The sequence below is a fragment of the Enterobacter cloacae complex sp. 385G4 genome, assembly GCF_057320665.1.
Genome location: NZ_JBXWDD010000001.1, coordinates 344189 through 368661, shown reverse-complemented (window position 1 = coordinate 368661; position 24473 = coordinate 344189). Strand labels below are relative to the sequence as shown.

The following is a 24473-nucleotide window of genomic DNA, read 5'->3' as shown; positions in this document are numbered from 1 at the left end:
TCTGCTATGAAAAATAACCGTATTTGTCAGATCCTGGGGATCGAAAAGCCCGTTATTCAGGGACCGTTATCCTGGCTTACTGATGCCCGTTTAGTGGCCGCGGTCAGCAATGCCGGAGGACTCGGCGTGCTGGGCCCCAACGCCGGTTTAACCGCCGATACCGCGGTCTCCACGCCGGAAGAGACCGCTAAAAAAATGCGGGAAGAAATTCGGAAAACCAAACGGCTGACCGAAAAACCGTTTGGCGTGAACCTGATCCCCACAGCCGTTAATGACCTCTGGACTGGGCCTATTCTTCAGGTGGTGAAAGAGGAAGGCGTCAGGGCCGTGGTGTATACGGGCTATGGGGAAGGCAGCATTATTCCGGCGCTCTTCAGCGAGCTAAAAGAGGCGGGTATCGCCATTATCTACCGCGACATCAATCCCACCCCGGAAAACACACGCCTCGCGGAAGACCTGGGCGCAGACATTATCGTCGCCACCGGTTTTGACGAGGGCGGAACGTTACCCGCCACGGTGCTTGGCACCTTTTCCATCGTGCCGCTGATTGCCGATGCCGTGAAGCACATCCCGGTGATGGCCGCGGGCGGCATTACCGACCGTCGCACCGCCAGAGCGGCGCATGCATTGGGTGCGGAAGGCGTGTTTGCCGGTTCGGTGTTTATCAGTACCGAAGAAAGCCGCGTGCCGCAGGGGGTCAAAGAGAAAATTGTTGCCGCCAACGGCCTGGACCTGCTGCTTTTTCGCACCGTCCCCCACTACTATCGTTCTCTCCCCGGCAAGCTGGCGGAAAAACTGGCGGCGATGGATAAAGCTGGCGCAAGCAATGAAGCGCTGGGCAAGGCGATGGGAGGATTGCGGGGCCTGCGCCTGGGCATGCTGGAAAATAACACCGATGAAGGTTATATCGCGCTCGGCACGGGGATTGGGAATATCCGCAGCGTGAGAAGCGTGGCTGAGGTTGTCGATGCGTTAACTGTTGAGTAAACCCTTAACTCTGATGCTATGGACGCTGCACAGGAGCGGCGTCCGTAAACCGTCTTCGGCTCTTTGTCACACATAGCCGCCTTTCATCTCGCCACCGGTAAATCCGCGTACCGCGTCGTATAGGCCGGTGACAGCATCTCGCGCTTCATCGCCCAGGCTTTCTCAATCCCCTGCCCGGCAAACCATATTTTCCCTTTGCCGGAATGATTTAAGCTATCGATGGTTTCCATCAGCGCCGCGCTGTTGGCGCTCGGGCGGTTATCGTCAAACAAATTCAGCTGGGCAACGCCGCTGCTGAAAAAGTCTGCCAGCATCACCCCCGCTTTCATATAGCGATATCCGTCAAGCCAGATACGCCCCAGCGCCTCAGTGGCGGCACGGATGATATCGCGCGAATCATTGGTGGGCGTCATCAGGGTGACGCAAGCCTGATTGCCGTAATAAATTTCGTTGTCCGCGTGTGGGCTGGTGCGCACAAACACGCTGATAAAGCGGCAATACTGATGCTCGCCACGCAGTTTTTCCGCAGCACGTTCTGCATAGGCGCAAATGGCCTGATGCATCTCCTCGTACTGCGTAATACGGTGTCCAAACGAACGACTACAGATAATTTGCTGCTTCGTGGGAGTAAACTCCTCCAGATCGAGGCAGGGCTCACCTCGAAGCTCGCGCGCCGTACGCTCCATTACCACGTTAAAATGTTTGCGGATGACCCAGGATGACGCTTCCGCCAGCTCCAGCGCCGTGGTTATCCCCATCGTGTTAAGCTTTTTCGTGATGCGTCGTCCTACGCCCCACACCTCCTCCACCGGAACCTTTGCCAGCAGCTTACGCTGTCGTCCACGATCCGAGAGATCGACCACGCCACCGGTGGCTGACCACCGCTTCGCCGCATAGTTGGCCAGCTTCGCCAGCGTTTTAGTCGGCGCAATCCCGACGCCCACACTTAAGCCTGTGTTTTTAAAGACCTGCGTACGCATCTGATGACCAAATGCTTCCAGCGAGATGCAGTTGCTGACACCCGAAACGTTCACAAATGCTTCATCGATGGAGTAGATCTCAATGGCCGGCGCGAGATCGGTCAGCGTCTGCATCACCCGGCTGCTGAGATCGGCATACAGCGCATAGTTGGAGCTAAAGACGTAAACCCGCGACGGATACCCCTTCTCTTTGAATTTAAAATAGGGCTCCCCCATTTTTATGCCGAACTGCTTTGCCTCCCGCGACAGCGAAATAATACAGCCGTCGTTATTGGACACCACCACGATGGGCTTACCCACCAGATCGGGGCGAAACACCCTCTCGCAGGAGGCATAGAAGCTATTCACATCAACCAGCGCGAACATGTTTATGCGTTTTGAGCGTATGAGTGACGACACCGAAGATTTGCAGCTCCTCTTCGGACTGAAAGGCGATCGGCTGATAGCGGGCATTACGCGGCAGCAACCGCAGAACCGGGCGGGTCTGTAGCTCTTTCACCGTAAATTCGCCGCCGACCGACGCCACAACAATGTCCCCGTGCTCGGCATTTAACGAGCGGTCTACCACCAGCAGATCGCCGTCGCTAATCCCTGCGCCGATCATGGAGTCCCCGCTCACTTTGATAAAGTAGGTCGCACTGGGGTGCCTGACCGCCAGCCGGTTAAGATCGAGACGATCCTCCACATAATCCTGCGCAGGGCTTGGAAAGCCACAGGCAACACGCTCAAGATATAAAGGTAATTCAATAAGTTGCTTTGGATGATAAGAAAAGAGAGTGTCCATAAATGCCTTTCCCGCCAGATACTGTATATAAACACAGTATTACGGATTACGGCACAGGATCAAGGTCATTTCCGACAAAGACCGCAAACGCGTTGAAGTTTGAGCGGAATTAATTTAGCAACCTCTCCTGCTGGCGATCGCAGACGGGCCAACCAAAAGTCATAAAAAAGTCACTAACCAACACTTTAAAATCACTTCATGTGAAAAAAGATCATTAAATCACTATAGAAACACTATTAATTGACTTAAACATCAGAATAACGCATATTTTAGGGCACGAATTATCAAGATTTTTGGAGAACGTTTTCTATGCCAGCCCGTGACTATCCCGACAAGCGAGTTGCCCGCGGTTCAGCAAAGGAGGCCGATCTCAGGATGTTGAGCGCCCGCATTGAGCCTGACCTGATGGAATACATCAGAATCACCGCCTTTGAGACGCGAAAAAGCAAGCAGGAAATTGTGGCAGAAGCGTTAGCGCTTCACAGACAAAAAAGTCAATGCGGAGTCTGAGCAGGCAAAGCCTGGAAGTGTCCTTCCGGCTTTGCCCATGCTGTGATTAACCCATCAACGCATTCAGTTTTTCAAGTGCTTCAGGCGGCAATTGCACCTCTCCCGCCGCGAGGTTTTGCCGCAGATGCGCCACGGATGACGTGCCGGGGATCAGCAGAATGTTCGGCGACCGTTGCAGTAGCCATGCCAGCGCAACCTGCATCGCCGTTGCGCCCAGGGAATCCGCGACGGCCTGCAGGCCGGTGGACTGCAGTGGCGTGAAGCCTCCCAACGGGAAGAACGGCACATACGCAATCCCCTGCCGCGCCAGTAAATCTACCAGCGCATCGTCGCCGCGGTTCACAATGTTGTACATGTTCTGCACGCAGACGACCTGCACCATCTTCCGCGCTTCCGCCACCTGCGTGGCCGTGACGTTGCTCAGGCCAATGTGGCGTACCAGCCCCTGCTGCTGTAATTCTGCGAGGGTGGAAAGCGGTTCAGCAATCGATCCTTCTGCCGGGCCGTGTGCGCTAAACATGATCCGCAGGTTCACCACGTCCAGCACATCCAGCTTCAGGTTGCGCAGGTTGTCATGCACCGCCTGGGTCAGCTCCTGCGCGGAAAAGGCCGGCAGCCAGGCCCCTTTGTCATCGCGACGGGCACCGATCTTGGTGACGAGGGTGAGATCGTCCCGGTAAGGATGAAGCGCCTCGCGGATCAGCTGGTTCGTCACATGCGGGCCGTAAAAATCGCTGGTATCGATATGATTCACACCCGCCGCCACGGCTTCGCGCAGCACGTCCAGCGCGGCCTGTTTATCCTTCGGCGGGCCAAATACGCCCGGCCCGGCAAGCTGCATTGCCCCGTAGCCCAGTCGTTTCACCGTTCGCGTTCCGAGCGCGTACGTCCCGCTTTTATCAATGCTGCTCATGTTAACCTTCCTCATAAAATGATCCGGATTTACAACAGGTTCCTGACCGAAGCCCTAAGTTAAGCGCGAGTTAAATTAAAGTTTAAATTCTATACGACGATAGTATGGGTGTACCTCTGCATCTTTTCTAACGGACGACCGCTATGCTGAAAAATCTGCACGTGATTACCGGAATTATCTTTGCCCTCACCATATTCTGTCTGCTGCAAGTTGTCACGGGAGGGTTGTTCTACTCTGCCGTCAGCAACGATCGCCATAACTTCCAGAACTCCGGCGTGCTGAATGCCCAGCAGGAAAGCCTGAGCGACAGCGTGAACACGCTGGTGAAAACGCGCGTTACCGTCACCCGCGTGGCAATCCGCTACCTGAAGAACCAGCGCGACCCGGCATCCCTTGCCGCGATCAACAAACTGCTCGGCACCGCAGGCGACTCGCTGGCTAAAGCTGAAGCCTATAACAAAGAATGGCAGAAAATGCCGCAGGTTAACGGCCAGAATGCGGCGTTAACCGACGAGATGCAGAAGTCATGGAATCAGATGCACGAGGTGATGCGTTTGTCGATTGAGTATCTGCGTGCCGACAACTACCAGGCCTATGGCGATCTGGACGCTCAGCAGGCCCAGGACGACATGGAAGCGGTCTATAACCGCTGGCGCGCCGAGAACAACACGCTGCTGAAGGCGGCAACCGAAGAGAACCAAAGCAGCTTCACGCAGATGCAGTGGACGCTGGCAGCCATTTTCCTGGCCGTTATCGCCGTGCTGGTGGTGATCTGGCAGGGTTTACAGCACCTGCTGTTAAAACCGCTCAACGCCATCATGAACCATATTCGCGCCATTGCGGGAGGCGATCTGACGCAGGATATCACCCTCTCTGGCCGCAATGAGATGGGTCAACTGGCGGCTGGCCTGCACGAGATGCAGCAGTCGCTGGTGACGACCGTCAGCGCCGTACGCGGCAGCACCGACTCCATCTACACCGGCGCGGGTGAAATTGCCGCAGGGAGCAATGATCTCTCCGCCCGCACCGAAGAGCAGGCCTCCTCGCTCGAAGAGACAGCCGCCAGCATGGAAGAGCTGACCGCAACGGTTAAACAGAACTCCGATAACGCCCGTCAGGCGACGCTGCTGGCGAAGAATGCCTCTGAAACAGCGGCTCGCGGCGGCCACGTCGTGGATAACGTGGTGCGCACCATGAACGAAATTGCCGACAGTTCGCAGCAAATCGCTCATATTACCGGCGTGATTGACAGCATTGCGTTCCAGACCAACATTCTGGCGCTTAACGCCGCGGTGGAAGCCGCGCGCGCAGGCGAGCAAGGCCGCGGGTTTGCGGTTGTCGCCGGTGAAGTTCGTACGCTGGCCAGCCGCAGCGCGCAGGCGGCGAAAGAGATCAAAGGGCTTATTGAGAACTCAGTCAGCCGGGTGAACACCGGTTCTGAGCAGGTCAGCGAAGCGGGCGCGACTATGAAGGAGATTGTCGCCGCCGTCACCCGCGTCACCGATATCATGGGCGAGATTTCGTCCGCATCGGATGAGCAGAGCCGCGGAATTGAGCAGGTGAGCCTGGCCGTGTCGCAGATGGACAGCGTGACGCAGCAAAACGCCGCGCTGGTGCAGCAGTCCGCCACGGCGGCAGCGGCGCTGGAAGATCAGTCCGAACAGCTGCGTCAGGCCGTGGCCGCGTTTCGTCTGAACGGTAAAGCAAACGCCACCGCCCCACGCCCGGCCAACGTTAAAACGCCGCAGCTGCTGCGTCCGGCAACGGCTAACGCCACCCCCGACAGTAACTGGGAAACCTTCTAAGCCTCAGGCGGGCGAAGATATCGCCCGCTAACGGCTGCGCTTGGCGTGCCGTTCCCAGTTCTCCTGCTTCGCGTCGTCGGATTTTCGCAGGGAAACATAGCAAGCCCCGCTGCCGCCATGATGCGGCAGCGCCACGCAGAACGCCTGCACTTCCTCGAACTCGGTTAACCAGCGTGCCAGATAGCTACGCACCACATTAGGATGCGAATTTTGCTCGCGCCCTTTCCCGTGGATGATGATGAGGTTACGTAATCCGTCACGACTGGCCTGGCGAATAAAGGAATACAGCATCTGGCGGCAGCGTTCAGCGGGCTGACGCAACAGATTTAAGCTGGCCTGTCGGGAGTATTTACCCGAACGCAGCTTATCAATAACGCCCTGCTGGACGCCTTCGCGCTGGAACGCCAGCGGCTCGTCAAGCGGCAATAGCTCAAGGAAACCCAGGGTCAGAAAGTTGTCGAGCTGTTCGGTATCGATGTCCTGGCGAGCCCGGGTATTACGGCTTTGCTGCCAGTGGATATCGGTGCAGCGTTTCAGGGGCTGGACATCCTCCATGGCGTCAAGAAAAAGGGATTTGTCGTCAGGGTTCATGGAAATCCTCCGGCTACATCTGGGCTTGTACTATACCTGCGCCAGACAGGTGTCTCAATAACCCTTAGAAGATGAGGCACGAGATAAATATTAACCCGATGAATATATATAGTCATTATAAAATGTACTTAAACCTGACTTAACTAAAACCCCAGCAACGGTAAAATAGGTGATTTGCGTTAAATTTTTGTAAAATCAGTCATTCACCTTCCTTTCATTTTTCGGGAAAGGTGTTATAACTAAATTTACCTGCCTCATGGATATAATACCCAGGACTTGCGAAAGGACGCACTGCTGTGTGTACTATAGGGTCTGTCTGATGTCGGGCAGACTCTGTTTTTTTATTATGCGACATTCATCCTGAAACTATTTTCCTCGCCTCCCTTCTGAATTGCGTAATTAATGATTCGGCAAGCGGAGTTTGACGAGAATCCCGGCGCTGAATTAAATAATATGCGGCTTTTGGAAGCGACTCGGCAACCGGCAGAATGACCAGACGGTGCGCCAGCAGCGGGTCACAGCCTAACTCCTGCGGAAGGATACTTAAAAAATCACTTTGCGCAACAAGGCTAATGCAGGAAGAAAAGGTTTCGCACACTACGCCAATCCGCGGTATTTGCGAGCGGTGGCTAAATAGATCTTCTAATTGCTTATAATAACTTCCCCGCGGCGTTGGCATTGTCCAGTTATAATGCAGCAGATCGTTAATGGATGTTGCCCCTGTCGCCGGATGCCCTTCCCGGCAAAATACCGCAAATGGTTTTTCGAAGAGTTTTTCAAACGTAAACTCATGGTCGTAAGGCCCCTGATAATAGGTGTTAATGGTGAAGTCCAGTTCGCCCTGGCGTAATTCATTGATCATCGACACCAGCTGCCCTTCCATAATTCGCACTTTAACCTGCGGGTGCTGGGCGTGAAAACGGGTGATGACGGCGGGCATCAGGCTGCGTGACACGCTGGCCCCCATCCCGATATTGATCTGCCCGGCCAGATCCCCCTGCCGCTGGCGAATGTCATCCTGCGCCGCACGCAGCTCTTCCAGAATCAGCCTGGCGCGCTGGTAAAACCCTTCCCCGCACTCGGTCAGCGCAACGCCTTTACTCCGGCGAACAAAAAGCTGCGCCGCCATGCCCTCCTCCAGCTCTTTGATGGATTTGGTCAGCGCCGGCTGCGAGAGATTCAGCGTCCGGCTGGCACCGCGAATGCTGCCCTGACGCGCCACTTCAACAAACGCCCGGATTTGATGAAATTTAATCTGAAATGACATAGCCCAACCGATTACCGTTGTTTATCAGAGTAAAGAAATTGTCATCTACTTTAATGGAAAGGGATGTGCGAGGGTAATTCCTGAACGGTTAAAACTGTGAAAAAACGGTTAGTGATAAGTAAAAACTATCACAGCGTGAAGCAGTTCACATTTTTTAATGATGACAGGAACAGATATGGACACACTGGCGCAGTACATCCAGACATTAGCCCCCCAGCTGATCGCATGGCGTCGCGATTTTCACCATTTTGCGGAATCCGGCTGGGTAGAGTTCCGTACCGCCGCAAAGGTCGCGGAAATCCTTGACTCCCTGGGCTACGAACTGGCGATGGGTCGCGACGTGATCGATGCCGAAAGCCGTATGGGGCTGCCCGATGACGCTACCCTTTCGCGAGAGTTTGCCCGTGCGCGGTCACAGGGCGCGCCTGAGAAATGGCTGGCACCGTTTGAAGGCGGATTTACCGGCATTGTGGCGACCCTGAATACCGGACGACCGGGCCCGACGCTGGCGTTTCGCGTCGACATGGATGCCCTTGATTTAAGCGAAGCGCTCGACGACAGTCATCGCCCGTTCCGCGACGGTTTTGCCTCCTGCAACGCGGGAATGATGCACGCCTGCGCGCACGACGGCCACACCACCATTGGCCTGGGGCTGGCAAAGGTGCTTAAGCAGAACGAAGCGCGGCTCAACGGTACCGTCAAGCTGATCTTCCAGCCTGCCGAGGAAGGCACCCGCGGCGCGCACGCCATGGTCGCCGCCGGGGCGCTGGACGGCGTGGACTATTTTACCGCCATCCATATTGGTACCGGCGTCCCCGCCGGAACGGCGATCTGCGGCAGCGATAACTTTATGGCAACCACCAAGTTCGACGTGAACTTTACCGGCGTTGCCGCACACGCGGGCGGCAAACCGGAGGATGGACGTAACGCCCTGCTTGCCGCCGCGCAGGCCGCCCTCGCCCTGCACAGCATCGCCCCGCACAGCGAAGGCGCTTCCCGCGTCAACGTCGGCGTGATGCAGGCGGGTAGCGGCCGCAACGTGGTGCCCGCAAATGCACTGATTAAGGTTGAAACCCGCGGCGAAAGCGAAGCAATAAACCAGTATGTCTTTGAACGCGCGCAGGCTGTCATTACCGGCGCGGCCGCGCTCTATGGCGTGAGCGCGGAGATGCGCCTGATGGGGGCCGCCACCTCCAGCGCACCGACGCCGGCCTGGGTTGATTACCTGCGTGAACAGGCGAGCCAGGTATCGGGAATTGTGCACGCAATCGATAAGGTGAAAGCGCCAGCAGGCTCTGAAGACGCCACGCTGATGATGGCCCGCGTGCAGCAGAACGGCGGCATGGCGTCGTATATGGTGTTCGGCACGGATTTGAGCGCCGGACATCACAACGAAAAATTCGACTTCGATGAGCAGGTCATGGCTGTCGCCATTGAAACGCTGGCGCGAACTGCGCTCAATTTCCCGTGGACGCGAGGTGTGTAATGCAGGAGAACTACGCTTTTATTGCCGATGCCATCGACACGCGATGTCAGACGCTAACCGATATTGCCGACGCGATTTGGGATCATCCCGAAACGCGCTTTGAAGAGTTCTGGTCCTCCAGACGGCTCGCTGACGAGCTGGAAGCCGAGGGCTTTACGCTGACCCGCGAGGCAGGCGGTATCCCAAACGCGTTTATCGCCAGCTTCGGCAGCGGAAAACCGGTTATCGCTCTGCTGGGCGAGTACGACGCACTGGCCGGGCTAAGCCAGCAGGCGCACTGCGCGACGGCGCAATCCGCCAAGCCGGGGGAAAACGGCCACGGCTGCGGGCATAACCTGCTGGGCACCGCAGCGCTTGCGGGCGCGGTGGCGGTAAAAAGCTGGCTGGAGCAGCACGGCGGCAGCGGAACGGTGCGTTTTTACGGCTGTCCCGGTGAGGAAGGCGGCTCCGGGAAAACCTTTATGGTACGTGAAGGTCTGTTTGATGACGTTGATGCCGCTGTCACCTGGCACCCGGAGGCCTTTGCCGGGATGTTTAACGTCGGCACGCTCGCCAACATTCAGGCGGCCTGGCGTTTTCACGGCGTGGCGGCGCATGCGGCCAACTCGCCCCATTTAGGGCGCAGCGCACTGGACGCCGTGACGCTGATGACCACCGGCACCAACTTCCTTAACGAGCACATCATAGAGAAAGCGCGCGTCCATTACGCCATCACCGACACCGGCGGGATTTCGCCCAACGTGGTGCAGGCGCAGGCTGAAGTGCTGTACCTGATCCGCGCCCCGGAGATGGCCGACGCGCAGCAGATCTACGAACGCATCGAAAAAATCGCCCAGGGCGCGGCGATGATGACCGAAACCACCGTGGAATGCCGCTTTGATAAGGCCTGCTCCAGTTACCTGCCGAACCGCACGCTTGAGGCGGCGATGTATCGCGCCCTGCAGCACTACGGCACGCCGGAGTGGACCGATGAAGAGCGCGACTTTGCCCGCGAAATCCGCGCCACGCTGACGCCAAACGATCTGCAGAACAGCCTGAAAAACATTGCCGCCACGGGGGGAGAAGCAGGCAAAGCCTTTGCCCGCCGCCATCAGGAGACGCTGCTGGTGGATGAAGTCGCGCCCTATGCCATCACCGATAACGTGCTGGCGGGTTCAACGGACGTGGGTGACGTCAGCTGGAAAATGCCGGTCGCCCAGTGCTTCAGCCCTTGCTTTACCGTCGGCACGCCGCTGCACACCTGGCAACTGGTGGCGCAGGGACGAACCTCCATCGCCCATAAAGGCATGCTGCTGGCCGGGAAAGTGATGGGCGCAACCGCGCTCAATCTGCTGCAGGATGCAGACCTGCTGAAAACATGCCGTGAAGAGTTCGAACAACAAATAGAAGAAAAACCGTACGCGTGTCCGATCCCACCGGGCGTGACACCGTCACCTTTAAAATAAAAAAACACAACACAACAACACAACACTCCCGAGGAACGCCCATGAGTATGTCATCCATACCTTCGCATTCCCCATCCGGTAAGCTCTATGGCTGGGTTGAAAGGATCGGCAATAAAGTGCCGCACCCTTTCCTGCTGTTTATCTATCTGATTGTGATTTTGATGGTTGCCACCGCCGTGCTCTCGGCCTTTGACGTCAGCGTGCGCAGCCCGGCAGACGGCAGCCTGGTGGCGGTGAAAAACCTGCTCAGCGTTGACGGGCTGCACTGGTTTTTACCGAACGTCATCAAAAACTTCAGCGGTTTCGCTCCGCTGGGGGCCATTCTGGCGCTGGTGCTGGGCGCCGGGCTGGCTGAACGCGTGGGCTTGTTACCCGCACTGATGGTAAAAATGGCGTCCCACGTCAGCGCGCGCTACGCCAGCTACATGGTGCTGTTTATCGCCTTCTTCAGCCACATTTCATCCGATGCCGCGCTGGTGATTATGCCGCCGATGGGGGCGCTGATCTTCCTCGCCGTCGGGCGCCATCCCGTGGCGGGTCTGCTGTCGGCCATTGCGGGCGTGGGCTGCGGGTTTACCGCCAACCTGCTGATCGTCACCACCGACGTGCTGCTCTCGGGCATCAGCACGGAGGCGGCGAAAACCATTGATGCGGCCATGCACGTCAGCGTGATCGACAACTGGTACTTTATGGCCAGCTCGGTGATTGTCCTGACGATTGTCGGCGGGCTGATTACCGATAAGATCGTCGAACCGCGTCTGGGCAAATGGGAAGGCCGTAGCGATGAAAAGCTGGAGACGCTAAGCAAAGAGCAGCGCTTCGGCCTGCGCGTGGCCGGGCTGGTCTCGCTGGCGTTTATCGCGCTGGTGGCGCTGATGGTGGTGCCGGAAAACGGCATACTGCGCGATCCGGTTAAGCATACGGTCCTGCCGTCGCCGTTTATTCAGGGCATCGTGCCGCTGATTATTCTCTTCTTCTTTGTCGTTTCGCTCGCCTACGGTATCGCTACCGGCAAAATCCGCCGTCAGGGCGATCTGCCGCAGCTGATGATCGAGCCGATGAAAGAGATGGCGGGCTTTATCGTGATGGTATTCCCGCTGGCGCAGTTTGTGGCGATGTTTAACTGGAGCAACATGGGCAAGTTTATGGCCGTGGGCCTGACCGACGCGCTGGAGGCTGCCGGATTAAGCGGCGTACCGGCGTTTGTCGGGCTGGCGCTGCTGTCATCCCTGCTGTGCATGTTTATTGCCAGCGGCTCCGCCATCTGGTCAATTCTGGCGCCGATCTTCGTGCCGATGTTTATGATGCTCGGGTTCCACCCGGCGTTTGCCCAGATCCTGTTCCGCATCGCGGACTCCTCGGTGATCCCGCTGGCGCCCGTCTCACCTTTCGTTCCGCTGTTTTTAGGTTTCCTGCAGCGCTATAAGCCCGAGGCCAGACTGGGTACCTACTATTCGCTGGTTTTACCCTACCCGCTTATCTTTTTAGGGGTATGGCTGGGGATGCTGGTGGCATGGTATCTTGTCGGCCTGCCGATTGGGCCGGGGATATACCCGAGGCTAAATTAAAGGATTGAAAATGCTGAGATTACTCGAAGATAAAATTGCGACGCCGCTCGGGCCGCTGTGGGTGATCGCGGACGAGCAGTTCTGCCTGCGCGCCGTTGAGTGGGAAGAGCACAGCGACCGCATGGAGGAACTGCTTGATATTCATTACCGTGCACAAGGTTATGAACGCATCAGCGCCACCAACCCGGGCGGGCTGAGCGACAAGCTGGCGGCGTATTTTGAAGGCGATCTCAGCATCATTGACACTCTGCCAACCGCCACGGCAGGTACCCCTTTTCAGCGCGAAGTGTGGCAGGCGCTGCGGTCGATTCCGTGCGGGCAGGTCATGCATTACGGCCAGCTCGCGGAGCAGCTAGGCCGCGCAGGCGCCGCACGCGCGGTGGGTGCCGCCAATGGCTCTAATCCGGTCAGCATTGTGGTGCCCTGCCATCGGGTCATTGGCCGTAACGGCACCATGACCGGCTATGCCGGTGGCGTGCAGCGCAAGGAGTGGTTACTGCGTCACGAAGGGTATCTCTTGCTGTAGATCCCAGGCTTTTTGTGCTTAATTTTCTACCGGTTAGGCTAAAAATCCATAATCAAGCTGTGGAATTTCAAGAAGATGGCAACACGTTGCCGTCTCTTGTCCTTATTGAGGGTTTGTCAGGCTTACGTACTTACCAAAAAGATGTTAAAATTGACCAATATCAATTAAGGCTTGAGCAAACCTATGATCCCGGAAAAGCGAATTATACGACGCATTCAGTCTGGCGGTTGTGCTATCCATTGCCAGGATTGCAGCATCAGCCAGCTCTGTATCCCGTTTACCCTGAATGAGCATGAACTCGATCAGCTTGATAACATCATCGAGCGCAAAAAGCCGATTCAGAAAGGGCAGACGCTGTTTAAAGCGGGAGACGAACTGAAATCGCTCTATGCTATCCGCTCTGGCACCATCAAGAGCTACACCATCACCGAACAGGGTGACGAGCAGATCACCGGCTTCCACCTGGCAGGCGATCTGGTGGGCTTTGATGCCATCGGTACTGGTCACCACCCGAGCTTTGCTCAGGCACTCGAAACCTCAATGGTTTGCGAAATTCCGTTTGAAACCCTGGACGATCTGTCCGGTAAGATGCCTAACCTGCGTCAGCAGATGATGCGTCTGATGAGCGGTGAGATCAAAGGCGATCAGGACATGATTCTGCTGCTTTCTAAAAAGAACGCAGAAGAGCGTCTGGCCGCGTTTATCTACAATCTCTCCCGCCGCTTCGCCGAGCGCGGTTTCTCGCCGCGTGAGTTCCGTCTGACCATGACCCGTGGCGATATCGGTAACTACCTGGGCCTGACCGTTGAAACCATCAGCCGTCTGCTGGGTCGTTTCCAGAAGAGCGGAATGCTGGCCGTTAAGGGTAAATACATCACTATCGAAAACGGCGAAGGGCTGGCCGTTCTTGCCGGACACGCCCGCAACGTGGCGTAACTCTCCGCATGTTGATAACCAGACTGATAAATTCAAGTGATTTATTGGTCTGGTATCATCGCTTCCGCTTTAAGACATTTTCACCGTAGCACGTCCCCACACAGCGCCTGAAAGGTTGTCGTTGAGGTTATGAATTGAGAGAAAGTTTGTTTTTCGTTTCAGTCGTGATCGCCTCAGTGACCTTTATATTCATCTGGATCATGCTTATTGGTCCGATGAAGGGGGAGGAAAAAACCTACGTTCAGGATTCCACGACCTTTGCGATAGCGGTGATGGTGCTGCTGTTCATTGCGTTTATCGCGGTGACATCCACCGTGCTTTTCCTCTGATAAATTTTCATGAATTATTGATCTGGCAAAAGCTCCCCTCTGTTTCATTCAGGATATATAGGTTACTCTTTTAATTACAGACTGTGGTGACAGTAGTAAGGAGACCTGTATGGCCAAGTATCAAAACATGCTGGTAGCTATCGATCCGAATCAGGACGATCAGCCGGCATTACGACGTGCTGTGTATTTACATCAACGGATTGGTGGCAAAATCAAAGCGTTTTTGCCGATCTATGACTTCTCGTATGAGATGACCACCCTTCTGTCGCCTGACGAGCGCACCGCTATGCGTCAGGGCGTCATCAGCCAGCGTACCGCGTGGATCCGTGAACAGGCGAAGTATTACCTGGAAGCGGGAGTGCCTATTGATATTAAAGTGGTCTGGCATAACCGACCTTTTGAGGCCATTATCCAGGAAGTGGTTGCCGGTGGGCACGACCTGCTGCTGAAGATGGCGCACCAGCACGACAAGCTGGAGTCCGTAATCTTCACTCCGACCGACTGGCATCTGTTGCGGAAATGCCCTTGCCCGGTCTGGATGGTGAAAGACCAGCCGTGGCCTGAAGGCGGGAAAGCCGTTGTGGCGGTGAATCTCGCGAGCGAAGAGGATTATCACAATTCGCTCAACGAGAAGCTGGTGAAGGAGACCATCCAGCTTGCCGATCAGGTTAACCATACCGAAGTGCATCTGGTGGGCGCCTATCCGGTTACCCCGATCAATATCGCCATTGAGCTGCCGGAATTTGACCCTAGCGTCTATAACGACGCGATCCGCGGTCAGCACCTGCTGGCGATGAAAGCGCTGCGCCAGAAGTTCAGCATTGACGAGAACATGACGCACGTGGAAAAAGGGCTGCCTGAAGAGGTGATCCCGGATTTAGCCGAACATCTGCAGGCCGGGATTGTGGTGCTGGGCACCATTGGCCGGACCGGTATCTCTGCTGCCTTCCTCGGCAATACCGCCGAACAGGTGATCGACCATCTGCGCTGCGACCTGCTGGTCATCAAGCCGGATGAGTATCAGACGCCGATTGAGCTGGACGACCCGGAAGACGATTAACGTAAACATCAAAGCCCGCCGCTCCGGCGGGCTTTTCTCATCAGCTCTCCATTACCGGCTTCGGCTGTTCACCTGACTCATCCTGCATCCACGGCGCGTGCAATACCATGCTGGGCAGCGCCAGCTTAATCCCCTGGGCGTTCAGCCCTTCAAGAATACGGATATTGATCTCCTGCTGGATGTCCATGTATTTGTTGTAATCCGCGGTATTAACGATATGGACGACTTCGAACGTCAGGCGGTCGCGGTCGAATCCCAGAAAATGGGCACGATCGAATTTTGTCTCGCCGACATCGGTAATGATCTGCCTGACCATATCCCCCACGTAGCGCAACTTATCGGGCGGCGTGTCGCTGGCAACGCCAAAGGTAAAGACGATGCGACGCGTCTGCATGCGTTTGTAGTTGTGAAGCGTCTGCTGAAGCAAAATGGCGTTACCGCAGACGATCTGCTCCCCGCTCAGGCTGCGGATACGGGTCGTTTTCAGGCCAATGTGCTCTACCGTCCCCGCCACGTCGTTGAACACCACAAAATCGCCAATTTCAAACGGCTTATCAAAGCCGATAGAGAGCGAGGCAAACACGTCGCTGAGGATCGTTTGTACGGCGAGGGCGATGGCAATACCCCCTACCCCAAGGCTGGCAACCAGAGCAGTGATGTTGACGCCCGCGTTAGCAAGGATAGACAGCAGCATCACTGACCAGACGATGGCACGGAGAATAAGCCCCGTGATCACCAGCGTGACCGGGTTTTTATGGCTTCCGGGCGCCAGCATGACGTGACGAAGCCACGACACCACCCCCTGATCCATCCACAGCGCCACCTGGATGGCGAAAACCAGAAACCAGGCGTGGCTCACGGTGCCAAAGAGATGATCGGGTAAGCCAACGAAACGCAGGCTGAAGAGCAGCGCCACCACAAACAGCAGGAATCGGCTGGTGCGGTTAAGCATATCGGTCAGGATAAAACGCATCCGGTTGGTGGTCGGGTGCTTATCGCCCCAGGTGGTGATGCCTTTCTTAACGAACGCGATCAGGCGCGTTAGCAGCCAGTACACCAGCAGCGTCACAAAGACAACCGTGGCGGCGCCTATCCAGAATGTCGGCGTCATCATCAACGCGATGATGTCGAAGCGGGACAGAAATTGCATTACACCTCCTCGTATTACACAAAGGGTAAAGTATAGACAGAGGAGAAACGCTGGCCGCAGAAATAGGAAAACCGCCCCGAAGGGCGGTTTGTCAGGAGAAAGCGAATTACAGCGCTTTCAGAATCGCATCCACGCTGGCTTTGGCGTCGCCAAACAGCATGTGGGTATTCTCTTTGAAGAACAGCGGGTTCTGCACGCCAGCATAGCCGGTGTTCATCGAGCGTTTGAAGACAATGACGTTCTGCGCCTTCCACACTTCCAGAACCGGCATCCCGGCGATTGGGCTGCGCGGATCGTCCTGTGCCGCCGGGTTAACGGTGTCGTTAGCACCAATAACCAGCACGGTGTCGGTGTCGGCGAAATCATCATTGATCTCGTCCATCTCCAGCACGATGTCGTATGGCACCTTCGCTTCCGCCAGCAGTACGTTCATGTGGCCCGGCAGACGTCCCGCCACCGGGTGAATACCAAAGCGAACTTTGATACCGCGCGCGCGCAGCTTCTCGGTGATTTCCGCCACCGGATATTGTGCCTGCGCCACCGCCATACCGTAGCCTGGGGTGATGATCACAGAATGCGAGTTTTTCAGCATTTCCGCGGTGTCTTCCGCGCTGATCTCACGGTGTTCACCCACTTCTTCGTCAGAGCCGGTAGAAGAACCGTCAGAACCGAAGCCACCGGCGATAACGCTGATGAATGAACGGTTCATCGCCTTACACATGATGTAAGACAGGATTGCACCGGAAGAACCGACCAGCGCACCGGTGACGATCAGCAGGTCGTTGCTCAGCATAAAGCCCGCAGCAGCCGCTGCCCAACCGGAGTAGGAGTTCAGCATCGAGACAACCACCGGCATATCCGCACCGCCGATGGACGCCACCAGATGCCAGCCAAACGCCAGCGCGATGATGGTCATCACCAGCAACGCCAGTACCTGCAGGCCCACGCTTTCGGTACGCACGAAGACCACCAGGAGCACAAACGACACCACCAGCGCCGCCAGGTTCAGCTTGTGACGGTTAGGCAGCATCAGCGGTTTAGAAGAGATCTTACCGCGCAGCTTGCCGAACGCCACGATAGAACCGGTGAAGGTTACCGCACCGATGAAGATACCGAGGAACACTTCGGTCAGATGAATGTTGACCAGAATCGGCTCCATGCCCGGTTCGTGATACAGGTAGCTGTTGAAGCCCACCAGCACCGCCGCCAGGCCCACGAAGCTGTGCAGAATCGCCACCAACTCCGGCATCTCGGTCATTTCCACGCGCTTCGCCAGGCGAATACCAATCGCGCCGCCGATGATCATCGCCACCAGGATCCACGCCACGTTGCCGGTATCCGGCCCGAAGATGGTGGCAATCAGCGCAATCGCCATCCCGGCGATACCAAAGTTATTTCCCTGCTGAGACGTTTCGTGTTTGGAAAGCCCCGCCAGACTGAAAATAAACAGGATTGCAGCAACAATGTATGCGGCTGTCACTAATCCTCCAGACATATGCTACCCCTTAGCCTTTACGAAACATTTTCAGCATGCGCTGAGTCACGGTGAAACCACCGAAAATATTGATACTGGCGATCAGCACCGCGATAAAGCTCAGGAAGCTGATCCAGCCGCCGTGTCCAATCTGCAGCAACGCCCCTACCACGATGATCCCGGAGATAGCGTTGGTCACCGACATCAGCGGCGTATGCAGCGCATGGGAGACGTTCCACACCACGTAGTAACCCACAACGCACGAGAGTGCGAAGACGGTAAAGTGGCCGAGGAACTCTTTCGGCGCGACGTCAGCCAGCCAGCCGAACAGAATAATGACCAGCGCCATGATGGCGTATTTGCGCCACGGAGAAGCCGGTTTTGCCGGTTCTTTTGGCTCGGGTGCCGCTTTTGGCGCAGCCTGGGGCTGGGCTGAAACCTGAATAGGCGGCGAAGGCCAGGTAATTTCACCTTCGCGAACGACGGTGACGCCGCGCACCACCACATCGTCAAAATCGACGGTGATGTTGCCGTCTTTCTCTTTGCAGAGCAGCTTCAGCAGGTTAACCATGTTGGTGCCGTACAGCTGAGACGACTGGGTTGGCAGGCGGCCAGGCAGGTCGGTATAGCCGATCACCTTCACGCCGTTAGCGGTCGTGGTCACCTGATTGGCAACGGTATACTCGCAGTTACCGCCGTTTTGCGCCGCCAGGTCGACAATCACGCTGCCCGGCTTCATGGAGTCGACCATCTCACGGGTGATCAGCTTCGGCGCCGGTTTACCCGGAATAAGCGCGGTGGTAACAATAATGTCGACGTCTTTCGCCTGCGCGGCGAAGAGTTCCATTTCGGCTTTGATAAAGGCTTCGGACATCACCTTCGCGTAACCATCACCGCTGCCCGCTTCTTCCTTAAAGTCCAGCTCAAGGAATTCGGCCCCCATGCTCTGGACCTGTTCCTTCACTTCGGGACGGGTGTCGAACGCGCGCACGATAGCGCCCAGGCTGTTTGCCGCACCGATTGCGGCAAGACCCGCCACGCCCGCGCCAATTACCATTACTTTTGCCGGTGGGACTTTCCCCGCCGCGGTGATCTGGCCGGTAAAGAAGCGTCCAAATTCGTGGGCTGCTTCAACAATGGCGCGGTAGCCGGCAATGTTTGCCATGGAGCTCAGCGCATCCAGCGACTGCGCGCGCGAAATACGCGGCACGGAGTCCATCGCCATCACGGTCACGCCACGGGCCGCAAGCTTCTCCATCAGTTCAGGATTTTGTGCAGGCCAGACGAAGCTCACCAGCGTGGTGCCTGGATTCAGCAGCGCAATCTCACTCTCTTCCGGCGCGTTGACCTTCAGAATCACGGGCGACTGCCAGACTTCAGCACCGTCCACCACTTCCGCGCCAGCCTGAATAAAGGCTTCGTCATCGAAACTCGCCAGCTTGCCTGCGCCGCTTTCAACCGCGACGGTAAAACCCAGCTTAAGCAGTTGCTCCACCGTTTTCGGTGTTGCCGCTACGCGGGTTTCATTGGCTAACCGTTCTTTTGGTACCCCAATACGCATAGTTTTCCCTTCCATCGGTTTTTGATGATGGTTTGTCGATAAATGCCCGCGGTTTGTATCAATTTTCGCCAGCATGATAGCGACGAGAAATGAGTAACCCCGCAAAATAAAACAGTAACAAACTGTCTATAACCTACTGAAAATAGCGCTTGTGATCTACCGCCAGAAAACACTATTTCTTACTTTATCTGTGAAAAATAAGCGATCGGCGTCACTGACAGTGATATTTACCTTAAATTCATCGCCAGAACCGATAAATCGCGCAAGCGAAGCGGTAAAAACATGATATAGCGCCATAAGAGAACAAGTTATTAACATTAAATTAACTTGTAAAAGTCATATGCTTTATCAGTTTTGCTTGTCAAACGCCTGTTTTTTCAACATATCACTAAATGTTATCGAATTCGGTAATTGAGTGAGCACAGGCAGTGAAAAATGGCGCAGACAGCGACGGGTTTTAAATGCCATAATCGGGGCCGTCTCAAATAAACAACAATACCAGTACATGGTTTGCGCAAGGCGAAGGATTATTTTTATGAAGCTTAAGAACACACTCCTGGCGTCCGCACTTCTCTGTGCGACCGCCCTGTCTGCGAATGCCGCAACAGAGTTAACGCCAGAGCAAGCGGCAGCGTTAAAACCTTTTGACCATACGGTCATTGTGGGTCGTTATAATTCTATTGGCGATGCCGTCGCCGCCGCATCAAAAGCCGCGGATAAAAACGGGGCGGCCTCGTTTTACGTAGTTGACCAGTCCGATTACGGCAACAGCGGTAACCAGCGCGTGACCATTGCGCTGTATAAAGATAATGCACCAAAGGCTGACGCGCCGAAAAATCGCGTGATCAACGGTATCGTTGAGCTGCCGAAAGATCAGGCCATTGAGCTGGAACCTTACGACACCGTTACCGTTCAGGGCTTCTATCGCAGCCAGCCAGAAGTGAACGATGCCATCACCAAAGCCGCGAAAGAGAAAGGTGCCTACTCTTTCTATATCGTGCGTCAGGTGGATGCTAACCAGGGCGGCAACCAGCGCATTACCGCATTCATCTACAAAGAAGATGCGAAAAAACGCGTTCTGCAGAGCCCGGATGCCATCCCTGCGGATTCTGAAGCGGGTCGCGCGGCGATAGCCAAAGGCGGCGAAGAAGCGAAGAAAGTTGAAATTCCGGGCGTAGCGACCTCTGCGGCGCCAAGCGCTGAAGTGGGCCGTTTCTTTGAAACGCAGTCCACGAAAGGTGGCCGTTACTCCGTGACGCTGCCGGACGGCACCAAAATTGAAGAGCTGAACAAAGCCACTGCCGCGCAGATGGTGCCGTTCGACAGCATCAAGTTTACCGGCAACTACGGCAATATGACGGAAGTCTCTTATCAGGTCGCGAAGCGTGCGGCGAAGAAAGGGGCGAAGTATTACCACATCACCCGCCAGTGGCAGGAACGTGGTAACAACGTGACCATCAGCGCCGATCTGTACAAGTAACAAAACCGTTGATGAAAGGCGGCGCAATGCCGCCTTTTTTTGTTACTTTTTTTGAAATTCTGCCACACATCATTGCATGCTTTCGTTACACTCCGTAAAATCCCGCGCCTTAGTGTGATCCACCATTTTTATGCGCCTTAGCGAAATAATTATTCTGGATTGGGACTTTTCATAACAGGAAGCCAATGGAAAAGAAACTTGGCCTGAGTGCTTTAACTGCACTTGTATTGAGCTCAATGCTGGGCGCGGGCGTATTCAGTTTACCGCAGAACATGGCGGCCGTCGCAAGCCCTGCCGCCCTGCTCATTGGCTGGGGCATTACCGGTGTCGGGATATTGCTGCTGGCGTTTGCCATGCTGTTGCTGACGCGCATTCGCCCGAATCTGGACGGCGGCATTTTCACCTATGCACGTGAAGGTTTCGGCGAGCTGATCGGCTTCTGTTCCGCCTGGGGCTACTGGCTGTGCGCGGTCATCGCCAACGTCTCTTATCTGGTGATTGTCTTCTCGGCGCTCAGTTTCTTTACCGATACCCCTGAGCTGCGCCTGTTTGGCGACGGTAATACCTGGCAGTCTATCGTCGGCGCCTCGGTGCTGCTGTGGATTGTTCACTGGTTGATTTTGCGCGGTGTCCAGACCGCCGCCAGCATCAACCTGGTGGCAACGCTGGCGAAGCTGGTGCCGCTTGGCCTGTTTATCGTGCTGGCCTTTATCGCGTTTCGTCTCGACGTGTTTTCGCTTGATTTCAGCGGCATTGCGCTGGGCGTTCCGGTCTGGGAGCAGGTGAAAAACACGATGCTGATTACCCTGTGGGTATTTATCGGCGTTGAGGGTGCCGTCGTGGTTTCTGCCCGCGCGCGTAATAAGCGCGATGTGGGCCGCGCCACGCTGCTGGCCGTCCTGGCAGCGCTGGGCGTGTATCTGCTGGTGACCCTGCTGTCGCTGGGCGTGGTGGCGCGTCCTGAACTGGCCGAAATGCGTAACCCGTCCATGGCAGGCCTGATGGTGAAAATGCTCGGCCCGTGGGGCGACGTGGTGATTGCCGCAGGGCTGATCGTCTCCGTCTGCGGCGCTTATCTGAGCTGGACCATCATGGCGGCTGAAGTGCCGTTTCTGGCCGCTACGCACAAGGCGTTTCCCCGCCTGTTTGCTCGTCAAAACCAAAATAATGCGCCATCAGCCTCACTCTGGCTGACCAACATCAGCGTTCAGGTCTGTCTGGTGCTGATCTGGCTCACAGGTTCAGACTATAACACCCTGCTGACCATCGCCTCGGAGATGATTCTGGTACCCTATTTCTTAGTGGGTGCGTATTTGTTAAAAATCGCCACGCGTCCGGCGCACTATGTTGTGGGCGTAGGGGCCTGTATTTACGGCCTGTGGTTGTTGTATGCTTCCGGGCCGATGCATCTGCTGCTGTCGGTTGTGCTGTATGCGCCGGGTCTGCTGGTGTTTATCTATGCCCGCCGCACGCATCAGCTGGAGAACGCGCTGAAACGCCGTGAAATGGCCTTAATCGGGCTGTTACTGGTTGCTGCCGTACCGGCAACCTGGATGTTAATGGGATAGCACTGTCTTTCCCATTGTTGAACTGTAAAGGAGAATACGATGGGAAATGCACCGCTTCGCCCAATACTGATTACCGGTGGAGGCCGCCGTATCGGCCTCGCCCTCGCCCATCACTTTCTCAACCTTCGCCATCCGGTCATTGTCAGCTACCGTACGGAATACCCATCGATTGAGGGGCTGCGCAAAGCCGGAGCGATCTGCATTCAGGCTGATTTTTCCACCGACGAAGGCATTCTGGCCTTTGCCGAACAGGTTAAATCCACCGCGACGGGGTTGCGCGCCGTGATCCATAACGCCAGCGCATGGTGTGCCGAGAAGCCCGGCACGTCCCTCAGCGATACGCTCTCCGCCATGCTGCAAATCCACGTTAACGCCCCTTATCTGCTTAACCACGCGCTGCAGGATCTGCTGCGCGGCCACGGGCATGCGGCGGGCGACATTATTCACTTTACCGATTATGTGGTGGAGCGCGGCAGCGACAAGCATATCGCCTACGCGGCCAGCAAAGCCGCGCTGGATAACATGACGCGCTCCTTTGCCCGCAAGCTCGCGCCCGAGGTAAAGGTGAACGCCATCGCCCCGGCGATGATTTTGTTTAACGAACACGATGATGCGGAATACCGCCAGCAGGCGCTGAATAAGTCGCTGATGAAAATTGCCCCAGGCGAGAAAGAGGTGATCGACCTTGTAGATTATCTGCTCACCAGCTGCTACGTCACCGGCAGAACCTTTGCCGTGGACGGCGGTCGCCCGCTGCGCTAGTGAAAGCGGCTCCAGAAGAAGATTAACACCCAGGCGCTGAGCCCCCAGCAGACCACTGCCCCGCCCAGCGCCAGGGGAAGCCGCAGAAAACCGGTGAAATACCACAGGGAAAGCAGGTAGAGAAAGTACGGAATGATTGACCACATGCCAAACACGATGGTCGTGCGTAGCGCTTCCGTACCCCGCTCAGAGGCCACAATATAGTGGGCAATCAGCGCAAAGGTCGGGAATAGCGGGATCAGCCCGGCAATATAATAGTTTTTGGTTTTTGCCAGAATGCCAATCAGTAACACCACCAGCGCCCCCAGCGCGGCTTTGATAACCAGCCCCATATTTTTTCCTATAACAATCAAATAACAAGAAACGTCAGAATAACGGAAGCGGCGTTAATTTTGAAAGATTAATGGAAGGTTAAGGTTCCGCGGTGTATTTTGGCTTTTTTCACGAAAACAGACGCTGTATGAATAAGATTGTATATGTTGAAGACGAACCCGAAGTCGGGCAATTGATCGCCGCCTATCTGGGTAAACATGATATGGACGTCATTGTTGAGCCTCGCGGCGATCGTGCCGAAGAGGTGGTCGTCCGTGAAAACCCGGATTTAGTGCTGCTGGACATCATGCTGCCAGGCAAAGACGGCATGACGCTCTGCCGGGACCTGCGCGCCCGCTGGGACGGTCCTATCGTTCTGCTTACCTCACTGGACAGCGATATGAACCATATTCTGTCGCTGGAGATGGGCGCCAATGATTACATTCTGAAAACCACACCGCCTGCCGTCCTGCTGGCCCGCCTGCGCCTGCATTTGCGCCAGCACGCCAGCATTGAACGCGAAGCGCCCGCGCCGTCCCTGACGCCGCACAAAGCGTTGCGCTTCGGTACGCTGTCTATTGACCCGGTTAACCGCCAGGTCCTGCTTTCCGGCGAGCTTATCGCCCTTTCTACCGCAGACTTTGACCTGCTGTGGGAGCTGGCCACGCATGCCGGGCAAATCATGGACCGCGACGCGCTGCTGAAAAACCTCCGTGGCGTGAGCTATGACGGTATGGATCGCAGCGTTGATGTGGCGATTTCGCGATTACGCAAAAAACTGCAGGATAACGCCACCGAGCCCTACCGCATTAAAACCGTGCGTAACAAGGGTTATCTGTTTGCCCCACACGCCTGGGAAACCTGATAAAAGATAACATGCGCGAAATGAAGGCATCAGGCGTCTAAGCCCTTTCTTTCGCGCGTTAATTTTCACGTTTGCGCAACAGTTAACTTGATAAGCGCGCGAACTAATCCATAA

General features: G+C 55.9%; 23 protein-coding genes. 14 read left to right on the top strand and 9 right to left on the bottom strand.

Annotation, left to right across the window (positions count from 1 at the left end):
* Positions 1–6 precede the first annotated feature (6 nt).
* On the top strand, positions 7–987 hold the full coding sequence (locus AC2FAJ_RS01950; RefSeq protein ID WP_485453745.1) for an NAD(P)H-dependent flavin oxidoreductase: 981 nt from the start codon (positions 7–9) through the stop codon (positions 985–987).
* A gap of 83 nt (positions 988–1070) precedes the next feature.
* Here AC2FAJ_RS01950 and umuC read toward each other — a convergent pair whose 3' ends face one another.
* Positions 1071–2333, bottom strand: a complete 1263-nt coding sequence (gene umuC / locus AC2FAJ_RS01945; RefSeq protein ID WP_485453744.1) for a translesion error-prone DNA polymerase V subunit UmuC — start codon at positions 2331–2333, stop codon at positions 1071–1073.
* The gene (umuD, locus tag AC2FAJ_RS01940; protein ID WP_028012955.1) at positions 2317–2751 is read right to left on the bottom strand and encodes a translesion error-prone DNA polymerase V autoproteolytic subunit; all 435 of its coding nucleotides are present in this window, start codon (positions 2749–2751) and stop codon (positions 2317–2319) included. Before umuD ends, umuC begins: the two co-directional genes overlap by 17 nt.
* Before the next feature lie 309 nt (positions 2752–3060).
* Here umuD and AC2FAJ_RS01935 point away from each other — a divergent pair, with 309 nt between their 5' ends.
* Positions 3061–3261 carry a hypothetical protein gene (locus AC2FAJ_RS01935; protein ID WP_041910272.1) on the top strand — a complete coding sequence of 67 codons (201 nt, stop codon included), beginning with the start codon at positions 3061–3063 and terminating at the stop codon, positions 3259–3261.
* Between the two features lie 46 nt (positions 3262–3307).
* On the opposite strand, the gene AC2FAJ_RS01930 is transcribed toward AC2FAJ_RS01935, so the two are convergent.
* A complete protein-coding gene (locus tag AC2FAJ_RS01930) occupies positions 3308–4174 on the bottom strand; it encodes an aldo/keto reductase family oxidoreductase (protein ID WP_041910273.1) in 867 nt (288 codons plus the stop codon).
* A gap of 143 nt (positions 4175–4317) precedes the next feature.
* Here AC2FAJ_RS01930 and tcp point away from each other — a divergent pair, with 143 nt between their 5' ends.
* On the top strand, positions 4318–5979 hold the full coding sequence (tcp, locus tag AC2FAJ_RS01925; RefSeq protein ID WP_028012952.1) for a methyl-accepting chemotaxis citrate transducer: 1662 nt from the start codon (positions 4318–4320) through the stop codon (positions 5977–5979).
* Between the two features lie 27 nt (positions 5980–6006).
* Here the strand turns inward: tcp and smrA are convergent, their stop codons facing one another.
* Together smrA and AC2FAJ_RS01915 are read right to left on the bottom strand one after the other, a co-directional pair.
* Positions 6007–6570, bottom strand: coding sequence for a DNA endonuclease SmrA (gene smrA, locus AC2FAJ_RS01920; protein WP_045630204.1), 564 nt, complete (start codon positions 6568–6570; stop codon positions 6007–6009).
* A 355-nt stretch (positions 6571–6925) separates the two neighbouring features.
* On the bottom strand, positions 6926–7837 hold the full coding sequence (locus tag AC2FAJ_RS01915; protein WP_028012950.1) for a LysR family transcriptional regulator: 912 nt from the start codon (positions 7835–7837) through the stop codon (positions 6926–6928).
* Between the two features lie 175 nt (positions 7838–8012).
* Between AC2FAJ_RS01915 and AC2FAJ_RS01910 the strand changes: the two genes are divergently transcribed.
* From AC2FAJ_RS01910 to uspE, 7 genes are all read left to right on the top strand, one after another.
* On the top strand, positions 8013–9323 hold the full coding sequence (locus AC2FAJ_RS01910) for a M20 family metallo-hydrolase (protein WP_485453743.1): 1311 nt from the start codon (positions 8013–8015) through the stop codon (positions 9321–9323).
* A complete protein-coding gene (locus AC2FAJ_RS01905) occupies positions 9323–10768 on the top strand; it encodes a M20 family metallopeptidase (RefSeq protein WP_485453742.1) in 1446 nt (481 codons plus the stop codon). The genes AC2FAJ_RS01910 and AC2FAJ_RS01905 overlap by 1 nt, the downstream gene beginning before the upstream one ends.
* A gap of 41 nt (positions 10769–10809) precedes the next feature.
* Positions 10810–12336 (top strand): p-aminobenzoyl-glutamate transporter, encoded by a 1527-nt coding sequence (gene abgT, locus AC2FAJ_RS01900; protein ID WP_485453741.1) that lies wholly within the window; start codon positions 10810–10812, stop codon positions 12334–12336.
* A gap of 10 nt (positions 12337–12346) precedes the next feature.
* Positions 12347–12862, top strand: coding sequence for a methylated-DNA--[protein]-cysteine S-methyltransferase (ogt, locus tag AC2FAJ_RS01895; protein ID WP_028012946.1), 516 nt, complete (start codon positions 12347–12349; stop codon positions 12860–12862).
* 183 nt (positions 12863–13045) lie between these two features.
* On the top strand, positions 13046–13798 hold the full coding sequence (gene fnr / locus AC2FAJ_RS01890; RefSeq protein ID WP_485453740.1) for a fumarate/nitrate reduction transcriptional regulator Fnr: 753 nt from the start codon (positions 13046–13048) through the stop codon (positions 13796–13798).
* Between the two features lie 176 nt (positions 13799–13974).
* On the top strand, positions 13975–14127 hold the full coding sequence (locus AC2FAJ_RS01885; RefSeq protein ID WP_223239597.1) for a hypothetical protein: 153 nt from the start codon (positions 13975–13977) through the stop codon (positions 14125–14127).
* Between the two features lie 109 nt (positions 14128–14236).
* Positions 14237–15187 carry a universal stress protein UspE gene (gene uspE / locus AC2FAJ_RS01880; protein ID WP_028012944.1) on the top strand — a complete coding sequence of 317 codons (951 nt, stop codon included), beginning with the start codon at positions 14237–14239 and terminating at the stop codon, positions 15185–15187.
* Positions 15188–15227: 40 nt separating this feature from the next.
* Here uspE and AC2FAJ_RS01875 read toward each other — a convergent pair whose 3' ends face one another.
* From AC2FAJ_RS01875 to pntA, 3 genes are all read right to left on the bottom strand, one after another.
* Entirely contained in the window at positions 15228–16337 is a 1110-nt protein-coding gene (locus AC2FAJ_RS01875) for a mechanosensitive ion channel family protein (RefSeq protein ID WP_485453739.1), read from the bottom strand.
* A 106-nt stretch (positions 16338–16443) separates the two neighbouring features.
* A complete protein-coding gene (gene pntB / locus AC2FAJ_RS01870; RefSeq protein WP_013096868.1) occupies positions 16444–17832 on the bottom strand; it encodes a Re/Si-specific NAD(P)(+) transhydrogenase subunit beta in 1389 nt (462 codons plus the stop codon).
* A 10-nt stretch (positions 17833–17842) separates the two neighbouring features.
* Positions 17843–19372 (bottom strand): Re/Si-specific NAD(P)(+) transhydrogenase subunit alpha, encoded by a 1530-nt coding sequence (pntA, locus tag AC2FAJ_RS01865; protein WP_485453738.1) that lies wholly within the window; start codon positions 19370–19372, stop codon positions 17843–17845.
* 535 nt (positions 19373–19907) lie between these two features.
* Between pntA and ydgH the strand changes: the two genes are divergently transcribed.
* The 3 genes from ydgH to folM all read left to right on the top strand — a co-directional run bounded on the left by ydgH (position 19908) and on the right by folM (position 23182).
* Positions 19908–20852 (top strand): DUF1471 family protein YdgH, encoded by a 945-nt coding sequence (ydgH, locus tag AC2FAJ_RS01860; protein WP_028012941.1) that lies wholly within the window; start codon positions 19908–19910, stop codon positions 20850–20852.
* A gap of 185 nt (positions 20853–21037) precedes the next feature.
* The gene (locus AC2FAJ_RS01855) at positions 21038–22420 is read left to right on the top strand and encodes an amino acid permease (RefSeq protein ID WP_447088078.1); all 1383 of its coding nucleotides are present in this window, start codon (positions 21038–21040) and stop codon (positions 22418–22420) included.
* Positions 22421–22459: 39 nt separating this feature from the next.
* Positions 22460–23182: a dihydromonapterin reductase gene (folM, locus tag AC2FAJ_RS01850; protein WP_041910292.1), complete on the top strand. Its 723-nt coding sequence runs from the start codon at positions 22460–22462 to the stop codon at positions 23180–23182.
* On the opposite strand, the gene AC2FAJ_RS01845 is transcribed toward folM, so the two are convergent.
* Complete coding sequence (locus tag AC2FAJ_RS01845) at positions 23179–23514, bottom strand: GlpM family protein (RefSeq protein ID WP_014883596.1); 336 nt, start codon at positions 23512–23514, stop codon at positions 23179–23181. The genes folM and AC2FAJ_RS01845 overlap by 4 nt on opposite strands.
* A 128-nt stretch (positions 23515–23642) precedes the next feature.
* On the opposite strand from AC2FAJ_RS01845, the gene rstA reads away from it, so the two are divergent.
* Positions 23643–24359 carry a two-component system response regulator RstA gene (gene rstA / locus AC2FAJ_RS01840; protein WP_028012938.1) on the top strand — a complete coding sequence of 239 codons (717 nt, stop codon included), beginning with the start codon at positions 23643–23645 and terminating at the stop codon, positions 24357–24359.
* The last annotated feature ends 114 nt before the right edge of the window (positions 24360–24473 follow it).

Coding starts and splice junctions, on each gene's coding strand:
- pntA (WP_485453738.1), bottom strand. CDS start 19,372: ATGCGTATTGGGGTACCAAAAGAACGGTTAGCCAATGAAACCCGCGTA.
- umuD (WP_028012955.1), bottom strand. CDS start 2,751: ATGGACACTCTCTTTTCTTATCATCCAAAGCAACTTATTGAATTACCT.
- pntB (WP_013096868.1), bottom strand. CDS start 17,832: ATGTCTGGAGGATTAGTGACAGCCGCATACATTGTTGCTGCAATCCTG.
- AC2FAJ_RS01915 (WP_028012950.1), bottom strand. CDS start 7,837: ATGTCATTTCAGATTAAATTTCATCAAATCCGGGCGTTTGTTGAAGTG.
- ydgH (WP_028012941.1), top strand. CDS start 19,908: ATGAAGCTTAAGAACACACTCCTGGCGTCCGCACTTCTCTGTGCGACC.
- AC2FAJ_RS01935 (WP_041910272.1), top strand. CDS start 3,061: ATGCCAGCCCGTGACTATCCCGACAAGCGAGTTGCCCGCGGTTCAGCA.
- smrA (WP_045630204.1), bottom strand. CDS start 6,570: ATGAACCCTGACGACAAATCCCTTTTTCTTGACGCCATGGAGGATGTC.
- AC2FAJ_RS01845 (WP_014883596.1), bottom strand. CDS start 23,514: ATGGGGCTGGTTATCAAAGCCGCGCTGGGGGCGCTGGTGGTGTTACTG.
- AC2FAJ_RS01910 (WP_485453743.1), top strand. CDS start 8,013: ATGGACACACTGGCGCAGTACATCCAGACATTAGCCCCCCAGCTGATC.
- AC2FAJ_RS01875 (WP_485453739.1), bottom strand. CDS start 16,337: ATGCAATTTCTGTCCCGCTTCGACATCATCGCGTTGATGATGACGCCG.
- AC2FAJ_RS01950 (WP_485453745.1), top strand. CDS start 7: ATGAAAAATAACCGTATTTGTCAGATCCTGGGGATCGAAAAGCCCGTT.
- tcp (WP_028012952.1), top strand. CDS start 4,318: ATGCTGAAAAATCTGCACGTGATTACCGGAATTATCTTTGCCCTCACC.
- uspE (WP_028012944.1), top strand. CDS start 14,237: ATGGCCAAGTATCAAAACATGCTGGTAGCTATCGATCCGAATCAGGAC.
- AC2FAJ_RS01905 (WP_485453742.1), top strand. CDS start 9,323: ATGCAGGAGAACTACGCTTTTATTGCCGATGCCATCGACACGCGATGT.
- AC2FAJ_RS01855 (WP_447088078.1), top strand. CDS start 21,038: ATGGAAAAGAAACTTGGCCTGAGTGCTTTAACTGCACTTGTATTGAGC.
- fnr (WP_485453740.1), top strand. CDS start 13,046: ATGATCCCGGAAAAGCGAATTATACGACGCATTCAGTCTGGCGGTTGT.
- abgT (WP_485453741.1), top strand. CDS start 10,810: ATGAGTATGTCATCCATACCTTCGCATTCCCCATCCGGTAAGCTCTAT.
- umuC (WP_485453744.1), bottom strand. CDS start 2,333: ATGTTCGCGCTGGTTGATGTGAATAGCTTCTATGCCTCCTGCGAGAGG.
- ogt (WP_028012946.1), top strand. CDS start 12,347: ATGCTGAGATTACTCGAAGATAAAATTGCGACGCCGCTCGGGCCGCTG.
- AC2FAJ_RS01930 (WP_041910273.1), bottom strand. CDS start 4,174: ATGAGCAGCATTGATAAAAGCGGGACGTACGCGCTCGGAACGCGAACG.
- folM (WP_041910292.1), top strand. CDS start 22,460: ATGGGAAATGCACCGCTTCGCCCAATACTGATTACCGGTGGAGGCCGC.
- rstA (WP_028012938.1), top strand. CDS start 23,643: ATGAATAAGATTGTATATGTTGAAGACGAACCCGAAGTCGGGCAATTG.